This is a genomic window from Tahibacter sp. (genome assembly GCF_035481375.1).
GTDB lineage: Bacteria > Pseudomonadota > Gammaproteobacteria > Xanthomonadales > Rhodanobacteraceae > Tahibacter.
The window spans coordinates 1-8,979 of sequence record NZ_DATIGT010000348.1; the positions used below are offsets into that span (position 1 = coordinate 1).

Sequence of the window (8,979 nt, forward strand, 5' to 3'; positions counted from 1 at the left end):
CTGTATCACCCGTGGCTCACGATTCCCGATCCGTTTCCGACGAACCTCGCGAACATCCGGCAATACCCGGTGCCGCCGTCGGGCCACGTGCTCGGCGTCTACGCGCGCGTCGACAACGAGCGCGGCGTGCACAAGGCGCCGGCCAACGAAGCGCTGCGCGGCCTGACCGGCCTCACGCGCTACTTCACGAAGGGCGAGCAGGACATCCTCAATCCCTACCCCGTGCACGTCAACGTGATCCGCGATTTCCGCCCGAACAACCGGGGCATCCGCGTCTGGGGCGCGCGCTGCATCACGAGCGACAACGACTACAAGTACGTCAACGTGCGCCGGCTGCTGATCTTCCTCGAAGACTCGATCGACCGCGGCCTGCAATGGGTCGTGTTCGAACCGAACGCCGAGCCGCTGTGGGCACGCGTGCGGCGCAGCGTGGCGAACTTCCTGACCACCGTGTGGCGCAACGGCGCGCTCGAAGGCACGACGGCGGAGCAGGCGTTCTTCGTCAAATGCGACCGCACGACGATGACGCGCGACGACATCGACAACGGACGCCTCGTCTGCGTGATCGGCGTCGCGCCGGTCAAGCCCGCCGAGTTCGTCATCGTCCGCATCGGTCTGTGGACCGCGGATGCCGCATAACGAGCCGCCGCCCAACCCCAGGAGACGCACATGCCCACCGACATCCGCATCGACCCGTTCCGCGGGTTCAATTTCCGCGTCGAGATCGACGGCCTGCCCGTCGCCGCGTTCAGCGAGGTCGGCGGCCTGACCGCCGAAGGCGACCCGGTCGACTACCGCGAAGGCACCGACCTGAAGAACTCGGTGCGCAAGCTGCCGGCGCTGCGCAAGTACGCGATGCTCAGCTGCAAGCGCGGCTACGTGCAGGACGACACGCTGTGGCGCTGGTACCAGCGCATCGCCAACGGCGAAAACGACCGTCGCAACGGCAGCATCGTGCTGATGAACGAAGCGCATCGCGACGTCATGCGCTGGAATTTCGAGAACGGCTGGATCAACAAGATCGAAGGGCCGTCGCTCAACGCGAGCGGCAACGAAGTCGCGATCGAGGCGATGGAGATCTGCCACGAAGCCCTGACGTTCGAGCTCGAGACCGCGTGATGCGACCGAACCGGCCCGGCGTCCACGTCGAACGGACCGACGCATCGCGCGGCGAAGGCGCGCGGCTGCGCACCGACGTCGCCGGCTTCGTCGGCATCGCCGAGCGCGGGCCGCTCGACACGCCCGTGCCGGTCGAATCGATGCGCCAGTTCGCCGCGCAGTTCGGCGCCTGCACGGGTGCCGGCTATCTCGCGTACGCCGTGCGCGGCTTCTTCGAGAACGGCGGGCGGCGCTGCTGGTGCGTGCGCGTGGCGAGCAACGACGCCGCGCATGGCGCGCAGGCCGCGACGACCGCGTTGCGCGACGCGGCCGGCAACGTCGTGCTCGTACTGCGCGCCAGCTCCGCCGGCAGCTGGGGCAACGCGCTCGGCATCGAATGGTCGGCGTCCGGACGCCGCGTCGCGACGGCCGCCACGGCGGACACGCCGCACTACGCGCGCGTCGGCGACACGACGGGCTTTGCGGCCGGCGATCTCGTGACGATCGAGCAAGGCGCGGTCAGCGCGACGCGCGTGATCGTCGAGGTCGATGCGCGCGCGCGGCGGCTGTACTGGGTTCACGACCGCCCCGAGCGGCGCGGCGCCTGGGACCGTCCGCTGTCCGGCTTCGCCCCCGCACTGCCGCTGCGTATCACGCGCATCGCGTACGCGCTGACCGTGCGCGCGTCGGGCCGCGTCGCGGCCGCCTATGCCGATCTGCATCTCGTGCCCGAGCATCCGCGCTACGTCGGCCGCGTGCTCGCGGCGGTCGACTACGACCCGCGTCGCGCCGACGGCGTGCCGCGCGCGCCCGAACTCGTCGTCGCTGACGCGCCGGACGATCTCGCGACCGGCACGGCGCCGCTGCCGCTCGCCGTGACGTTCGCGCGCACGATGCCGCTCGCCGGCGGCCGCGACGGTCTCGCGCTGCTTGCGCCGCGCGACTTCGTCGGCGAGCCGCCCTCGCCGCTCGACGGCGATCTCGCGCGCGCCGCCAGGCGCCGCGGCGTCGAGGCGCTCGCCGACATCGACGAAATCGCGCTGCTCGCGATGCCCGACGTGCTGATACGCCCCGAACCCGATCCGGACTACGCACCGCGCGTCGTGCCGCGTCCCGATCCCTGCCGCGCCTGTCCCGCGCCGCCCGAACCCGTCGCGCCGTTCGTCCCGCCGCCGGCCGTCGAGCTTCCGCCGGTGTTCGACGACGAGACCGTGTCGCGCCTGCAGTCGGCGCTGCTCGATCACTGCGAACGCCTCGGCGACCGCTTCGCCGTACTCGCGCTGCCTGAGCCGCTCGCGACGCAGCCGTCGCAGTCGCGCCAGGCCGTCATCGCCTGGCGCGAACGCTACGACCGGCGCTGCGGTGCGCTGTACGCGCCATGGATCTCCGTGCTCGACCCGCGCACGACTGCGGTGCGCACGATTCCGCCGTGCGGGCACGTGCTCGGCGCGATCGCCGCGACCGACCGCGCGCACGGCGTCTTCCGCGCACCCGGCAACGTCGCGCTCAACGGCGTCGTCGCCGCCGTGCGCGCGCTCGACGATGCCGACCACGGCGCGTTCAACGACGCGTCGATCAACGCGGTGCGCGGCGAATTCGGCCGCCCGTGCCTCGTTGCGGGCGCGCGGACCCTGTCGTTCGATCCGCAGTGGCGCCACATCAGCGTCGTGCGGCTGATGCTGACGCTGAAGAAGGCGATCGAGCTGTCGCTGCGCCCGGTCGTGTTCGAGCCGAACGACGCGGGAACGCGGCACCGCGTCACGACGACGCTGCGCGGGCTCCTCGGCGGATTCCACGCGCGCGGCGCGTTCGCCGGCGCGACCGCCGACACGTCGTTCTTCGTGCGCTGCGACGACGACACGACGACCGCCGCCGATCGCGATGCGGGCCGCCTGATCGCGCGCGTGGGATTCGCGCCGGCAGCGCCGTGCGAATTCATCGTCCTGCGCGTCGGCCGCGAGCGCAACACGCTGACAGTGGCGCTCGACGACGCGGCAGTGGTGGCGTCATGAGCATCGGCGCCCGTCTCGATCCGCTGCTCGCGTACAACTTCCAGGTCAGCCTCATCGATGCGCAGGCGACCTCCGCCGGCGCCGTGACGTCGATCGCGCTGTCTCCGGTCGTCGCCAATCCGCTGGCGGGCTTCAACGAATGCAGCGGCCTCGACGCGACGCTCGACGTCGAGAAATACGAGGAAGGCGGCAACAACGGCACCGTGCTGCTGTTCCCGAAGCGCCACAAGTACGGCGAGATCACGCTGCGCCGCGGCGCTGCGGTGAATCACGACCTGTTCCACTGGTTCTACAACGTGAGCCAGGGCGTCGTGCTGCGCAAGGATGGCGTGATCACGCTGCTCGACGCGCGGCACCGCCCGCACACGGCATGGGGGTTCCGGCGCGGGCTGCCGGTGAAGTTCAGCGCGCCGACGTTCAACGCGCAGCAGAACGCGGTCGCGATCGAGTCGATCACGATCGCGCACGAAGGCCTTTACCTGCTCGACGGCGCATCCGGCCTCGCGGCCGCGGTCGGCGGCGTCGTCGACGCGATCGGAGACCTGTTTTGAGCACGCAGATCATCGTCGACGAAGTGGTCAGCCGGCTGCATGCCGTCGACGGCGGCAGCGCGATGTCGGCCGATGCGGTGCGCCAGCTGATCGACGCCGTGCTGCCGGCGGTGCGCGAGATGCTCGCGCACGAGCGGCGCGTCGCCGGCGAGCGCGCGACCGACAACGGCTATGCCGACAGGCTCGACGGAGGCGCACGATGAGCATTCCGGTCAAGGGCCAGCTCTGGATCGAAGTCGGCGAGAACGACTTCGACATCGTCGAAGTGCAGTTCAATCCGACCGAGCTGTCGTTCGAGAAGAACGCGCAGCTCGCCGAGATCAACATCCCGGGTCTCGACGCGCCGATCCAGCAGTTCGTGCGCGGCCAGGCCGAGCGCCTGACGCTCGAACTGTTCTGCGACACGACCGAGGACGGCATCGGCGCGAACGCGCGCTCGGTCACCGCGGAAACCGACAAGTTCTTCCAGCTCGTCAAGATCATTCCGACGCTGCACGCACCGCCCGTCGTCACGTTCTCGTGGCACGACGAATTTCCGGGCAACCGGCTCGGCGAACAGTGGGGCAACCAGCGGCGCACGAGTTTCACCGGCATGGCCGAAAGCGTGCGCCAGAAGTTCACGATGTTCAGCCCCGAGGGCGTTCCGCTGCGCGCGACCGTCACGCTGGTGCTGCGCGAGTGGCGGCCGATCGAGCAGCAGTTCAACGAACTGAACCTCTCCTCGCCCGACCGCACGCACGCCCACGTGCTCGCGGCCGGCGAGACGCTCAGCGCGCTCGCCGCGCGCTACTACGAACGTCCGGGGCTGTGGCGCCCGATCGCCGAGGCCAACGGCATCGACGATCCGCGCCGCCTGACGCCGGGTGCGGTCCTCCTGATTCCGGCGCAGCGCTGAGCCATGTCCGACGCCGAGCCCACCTACGCCACGCTCACCGACGAATCCGCGGGCCGCGCGCGCGGCTTTCGCGTGCCGCGCTTCGAGCTGCTGATCGACGGCGTCGCGCCGCCGAACGACGTGCTGCGCGACATCGTCGAGCTCACCTACAAGGACAACGTCGAACAGATCGACGGGTTCGAACTCGTCGTCGCCAACTGGGACGCGCATCGCCGGCGCTTCAAGTACGTCGGTTCCGAAGGCGACGGCCGCGACGACGACGCGACGGTCAAGGCGCTGCAGACGATCTTCGAGCCGTGCCAGAAGAAGGTCACGCTGCGGCTCGGCTACAGCGGCGAGCTGACCGACGTGATGACCGGCAATTTCACGACGATGGAGCCGAACTTCACCTCCGGGGGTCCGCACACGCTCGCGGTGCGCGGCCTCAACCTGCTGCATCGCCTGCGCCGCAAGAAATACGACGGCAAGTGGCACGAGACGACCGACAGCAGGATCGCGAAGAGCTTCGACGGCCTCGTCGACTCGGAATGGAAGAATTCCGGCCAGGACGCGCGGCGCATTCCGATGCCGATCGAGGTCGACCCGAACGCCGACGAACCGGCGATCACCTTCGTCGGCCAGAAGAACGAATGCGATATCGACTTCCTGTGGCGGCGCGCGCGCGTGCGCGGCTACGTCGTCGAGGTGCGCCGCCGCCCGAAGGGCGACGCGTTCGAGGACTATCTGTTCTTCGGGCGTTCCACCGCCGGCGGCCCGGCGCCCTACAAGCTCGATTTCGGCCGCGGCCTCATCGACGTCAAGGTCACGCTGACGACGGCCAACCAGGTCAAGAAGGTCACCGTCCGCGGCTGGGACCGCGCCGCGCAGAAGCCGATCGAAGAAAGCGTCGACTGGAACGACAAGGAACTGCGCAAGCTCAATCCGGGCCTCGCCGAGATCGTGATGCAGTGCGACCCGCGCGAGGAGCGCGTCGTCACGCGGCCGGTGTTCACGAAAGCCGAGGCCAAGGCCGCCGCGCGCTCGATCCTGCGCGGCAATGCGCAGGAACTCGTCAAGGCGACCGGCAGCGTCGTCGGCCTGCCGCACCTGCGTGCCGGCTCGCGTATCCGGCTCGGCGGCATCGGCTCGCGACTCTCCGGCGAGTACTTCGTCACCGAGACCACGCACACGCTCAACAACTCCGGCTACATCACGCGCTTCACCGCGCGGCGCGAAGACCCCGACACCGGCGAGAGGCTCACCGCATGACGCGCCACGCATTCCACCGACGCAGGAGCGCGCCATGAGCGATCGCGAACGCTCGCAGGGCCTCGTCATCGGCAAGGTCGTCGAGGTCAAGGATCCCGAGCAGCTCGGCCGCATCCAGGTCAGCTATCCGTGGATGTCCGGCACGGAAGAACGCTGGATCCCGGTGATCTCGCCGATGGCCGGCGGCGGCCGCGGCGCGTTCTTCATGCCCGAGATCGACGACGAGGTCGCGATCGCGTTCGACCAGGGCATGTGGGATCACCCCTACGTCGTCGGGTTCCTCTGGAATCCGCAGCAGACGCCGCCGTCGCCGGACGAGCGCCAGCGCATGATCCGCTCGAAGAACGGCCACACGATCCGCTTCGTCGATTCGACCGAAGTCGCCGGCAACAAGGGCGCGCTGATCGTCGAGGACGCGCACGGCAACCGCATCGTGATGACGAACGGCACGCTGACGATCCAGGCCGTCGGCGAACTGCGCATCCTCGCCGCCGCGGTCAACATCATGGGTCGGCCGGTGCGTCCGGTCGGGCCGCCGATCTGAGGGCACGACCATGCCGAACATCGACATCGCCCTGCCCGACGAACTGCAACAGGTGCTCAAGCAGCCGGTCTGCCTCGTGCTGCCGACGCCCGGCAAGGTCAAGATCACGCTGCCGAGCGGCCCGAAGTTCAGCGGCATCGCCGACATCACCAAGCAGATTCCGGACGACTGCTCGCTGTCGTTCTCGCTGGTGCTGCAGCTCGCGCCGTTCCTCGCGAACCTCGACTGCCTGCTGAAGATCCTCAAGGTCCTGCAGCCGCTGATCGAACTCGTCACGGCGCTCAAGGACGCCGATCCGCTGAAGATCGCCGAGGCCGCGAAGAAGCTCGGCGAAGCGGTGCCGCCGCTGATCAAGTGCATCACGGATTTCTTCGGCGCGATTCCCGCGTTCATCCGCGACCTGCTGTGTCTCATGATCAAGCTGCTGCGCTGCGTGATCGGCGGACTCAAGAGCGTCCTCGCGGTGATGAGCGGACTCTCGCTGCAGATCGCGTCGGCGCAGAGCGCGGGCAACACGGAGCTTCTCGCGACGCTCGAATGCGCGCAGAAGAACGCGGCGGCGTCGGCGCAGGGGATGATGGTCGGCGTCGAACCCGTGCTGATGCTGCTCGCGCTGGCCGAACCGCTGTTCGGCCTCGCCGGCGTCGACCCGATCACGACGCCGGCGCTGGGATCGCCCGAAGACCTCGCGAGCCTGCAGTCCACGATCGACACGCTCGATCAGCTGGTCAAGACGCTGCAGCTCGTCGCCGACGCGCTCGGAGGCTGCAACGGATGAATCCGACCCGCGCCTTCCTCGGCTCCGGCCTCAAGTTTCCGCTGCAGACGACGCCGCGCGGCGCGCTCGCGACGTCGCGCGAAGAGCAGCGCATCGAGGAATCGATCTTCATCATCCTCGGCACGCGCCGCGGCGAGCGGCTCATGCAGCCGCAGTTCGGCTGCGCGATCCACGATCTCCTGTTCGCGCCGAACAACAGCGCGACGCGCACGCGCGCGGTCGACGCGGTGCGACGCGCGCTCGTCGCGCACGAGACGCGCATCGACGTCCTCAACGTCGCCGCGCAGACCGACCCGGTCGAACCGAGCCTGCTGCTGCTGCGCGTCGACTACCGCATTCGCGCGAACAACGCGATGGGCAACCTCGTCTACCCGTTCTACATCACGGAGGCCGCCTGACCATGGCTCTGCGCGATCAGTATCCGGTCATCGACGACCGACGCTACGCCGATCTCGTCGCCGAGGCGCGCACGCGCATTCCGCGCTACACGCCGGAGTGGACCGACCTCAACGAGAACGAGCCCGGCATGGCGATCGTCGAACTGTTCGGCTGGATGACCGAACTGTTGACCTATCGCCTGGGCAAAGTGCCCAAGCTGAACTATCTGAAGTTCCTCGAGCTCGTCGGCATCGAGCTGACGCCGGCCGCGCCGGCGGCGGCCGAAGTCGTCCTGCCCATGCTGCCGACGTTCGCCGCCGGCTACACCATCGTGCCCGCGCGCACGCAGCTGTCGGCGCAGCCGGCCGGCGCGGACGCGCCGGTCGTGTTCGAGACCGAGCGCGCGCTGATCGCGCTCGTCGCGCAACTCGACGCCGTGCAGATCGACACCGGTTTCGAAGTGCTCGACGCGAGCGCCGCGAATGCCGCGGCCGACGTCGGCTTCCGGCCGTTCGGCTCGAACCCGCGGCCGGGCGCTGCGCTGATGCTCGGGTTCGACAGCGCGTTCGCGTTTCCGGCCGTGACGATCGATCTCATGATCTGGATCCAGTCACGCGCGGCGCGCGGGCCGCTCGTGGCCCGCGCCGGCGACGCGCCGCCGCCGCCCGTGACGCTGCAATGGGAATTCTGGGACGGCAAGGACTGGCGCGCGCTCGACGCGCAGCGCGACGACACCGCGGCGTTCAGCCGCAGCGGGCACGTCGTGCTGTCCGCGCCGCCCGCGAACGCGTTCGTCAGGACCGTGCGCGGCAAGATCGCCGCGCCGCGCTACTGGCTGCGCGCGCGACTCGTCGACGGCGCGTACCAGACCGCGCCCGAGGTCCTTGCGGTGCGCACGAACACCGCGACCGTGCGGCAGGCGCAGAGCGTCGATGCGGAAATCCTCGGCCGCAGCAGCGGCCGGCCCGACCAGGTGTTCGCCGTTGCCAACGTTCCGGTCGTCGCCGGCAGCCTCGTCGTCGACGTCGACGAGGGCGAAGGCTTCGCCGCCTGGAACGAGGTCGCCGACTTCTACGCGGCCGGACCCGACGACACCGTCTACGTCCTCAATCGCACGACCGGCGAAGTCCGCTTCGGCAACGGCCGCCAGGGCCGCATTCCGGTCGCGAATCCGGCGCGGCCGTCGAACATCGTCGCGCGGCGCTACCGCTTCGGCGGCGGCGCCGCCGGCAACATCGGCGCGAACGCGATCGACACGCTGCGCGGCGGCATGGCCGGCATCGACGCCGGCCGTGTGCGCAATCCGTTTCCGGCGTTCGGCGGCGCGGACGAAGAGTCCTTCGACGCGGTGACGCGCCGCGCCGCGGCAACGCTCAGGAGCAACGAACGCGCCGTCACCGTCGGCGACTTCGAGCTGCACGCGATCGCGGCGGGCGGCATCGCGCGCGCGAAGGCGCTGCCGCTGCACCATCCGC

Annotated in this window: 11 protein-coding genes; all 11 read left to right on the forward strand. The window is 69.7% G+C overall.

Annotation, left to right across the window (positions count from 1 at the left end; all coding sequences use genetic code 11):
* Positions 1-639, forward strand: a 639-nt coding sequence (locus VLF18_RS22995; protein ID WP_325281964.1) for a phage tail sheath family protein, incomplete at its 5' end; no start/stop codon positions are given.
* 30 nt (positions 640-669) lie between these two features.
* Positions 670-1,119, forward strand: coding sequence for a phage tail protein (locus VLF18_RS23000; RefSeq protein WP_325281965.1), 450 nt, complete (start codon positions 670-672; stop codon positions 1,117-1,119).
* Positions 1,119-3,110: a phage tail sheath family protein gene (locus VLF18_RS23005; RefSeq protein ID WP_325281974.1), complete on the forward strand. Its 1,992-nt coding sequence runs from the start codon at positions 1,119-1,121 to the stop codon at positions 3,108-3,110. The genes VLF18_RS23000 and VLF18_RS23005 overlap by 1 nt, the downstream gene beginning before the upstream one ends.
* Complete coding sequence (locus VLF18_RS23010) at positions 3,107-3,661, forward strand: phage tail protein (protein ID WP_325281966.1); 555 nt, start codon at positions 3,107-3,109, stop codon at positions 3,659-3,661. Before VLF18_RS23005 ends, VLF18_RS23010 begins: the two co-directional genes overlap by 4 nt.
* Positions 3,658-3,864 carry a hypothetical protein gene (locus VLF18_RS23015; protein WP_325281967.1) on the forward strand — a complete coding sequence of 69 codons (207 nt, stop codon included), beginning with the start codon at positions 3,658-3,660 and terminating at the stop codon, positions 3,862-3,864. Before VLF18_RS23010 ends, VLF18_RS23015 begins: the two co-directional genes overlap by 4 nt.
* A complete protein-coding gene (locus VLF18_RS23020) occupies positions 3,861-4,556 on the forward strand; it encodes a CIS tube protein (RefSeq protein ID WP_325281968.1) in 696 nt (231 codons plus the stop codon). Before VLF18_RS23015 ends, VLF18_RS23020 begins: the two co-directional genes overlap by 4 nt.
* Positions 4,557-4,559: 3 nt before the next feature.
* Positions 4,560-5,804 (forward strand): hypothetical protein, encoded by a 1,245-nt coding sequence (locus VLF18_RS23025; RefSeq protein WP_325281969.1) that lies wholly within the window; start codon positions 4,560-4,562, stop codon positions 5,802-5,804.
* 34 nt (positions 5,805-5,838) lie between these two features.
* The gene (locus VLF18_RS23030; protein ID WP_325281970.1) at positions 5,839-6,348 is read left to right on the forward strand and encodes a phage baseplate assembly protein V; all 510 of its coding nucleotides are present in this window, start codon (positions 5,839-5,841) and stop codon (positions 6,346-6,348) included.
* 10 nt (positions 6,349-6,358) lie between these two features.
* Entirely contained in the window at positions 6,359-7,126 is a 768-nt protein-coding gene (locus VLF18_RS23035; protein ID WP_325281971.1) for a hypothetical protein, read from the forward strand.
* Positions 7,123-7,524: a GPW/gp25 family protein gene (locus tag VLF18_RS23040; protein WP_325281972.1), complete on the forward strand. Its 402-nt coding sequence runs from the start codon at positions 7,123-7,125 to the stop codon at positions 7,522-7,524. Before VLF18_RS23035 ends, VLF18_RS23040 begins: the two co-directional genes overlap by 4 nt.
* 2 nt (positions 7,525-7,526) lie before the next feature.
* Positions 7,527-8,979: putative baseplate assembly protein (locus VLF18_RS23045; protein ID WP_325281973.1), on the forward strand; the 1,453-nt coding region annotated here is incomplete at its 3' end.

What these genes read in the sequence shown, in the direction of transcription:
- VLF18_RS23000 (WP_325281965.1), top strand. Translation starts at nt 670, where the DNA reads ATGCCCACCGACATCCGCATCGACCCGTTCCGCGGGTTCAATTTCCGC.
- VLF18_RS23005 (WP_325281974.1), top strand. Translation starts at nt 1,119, where the DNA reads ATGCGACCGAACCGGCCCGGCGTCCACGTCGAACGGACCGACGCATCG.
- VLF18_RS23010 (WP_325281966.1), top strand. Translation starts at nt 3,107, where the DNA reads ATGAGCATCGGCGCCCGTCTCGATCCGCTGCTCGCGTACAACTTCCAG.
- VLF18_RS23020 (WP_325281968.1), top strand. Translation starts at nt 3,861, where the DNA reads ATGAGCATTCCGGTCAAGGGCCAGCTCTGGATCGAAGTCGGCGAGAAC.
- VLF18_RS23025 (WP_325281969.1), top strand. Translation starts at nt 4,560, where the DNA reads ATGTCCGACGCCGAGCCCACCTACGCCACGCTCACCGACGAATCCGCG.
- VLF18_RS23030 (WP_325281970.1), top strand. Translation starts at nt 5,839, where the DNA reads ATGAGCGATCGCGAACGCTCGCAGGGCCTCGTCATCGGCAAGGTCGTC.
- VLF18_RS23035 (WP_325281971.1), top strand. Translation starts at nt 6,359, where the DNA reads ATGCCGAACATCGACATCGCCCTGCCCGACGAACTGCAACAGGTGCTC.
- VLF18_RS23040 (WP_325281972.1), top strand. Translation starts at nt 7,123, where the DNA reads ATGAATCCGACCCGCGCCTTCCTCGGCTCCGGCCTCAAGTTTCCGCTG.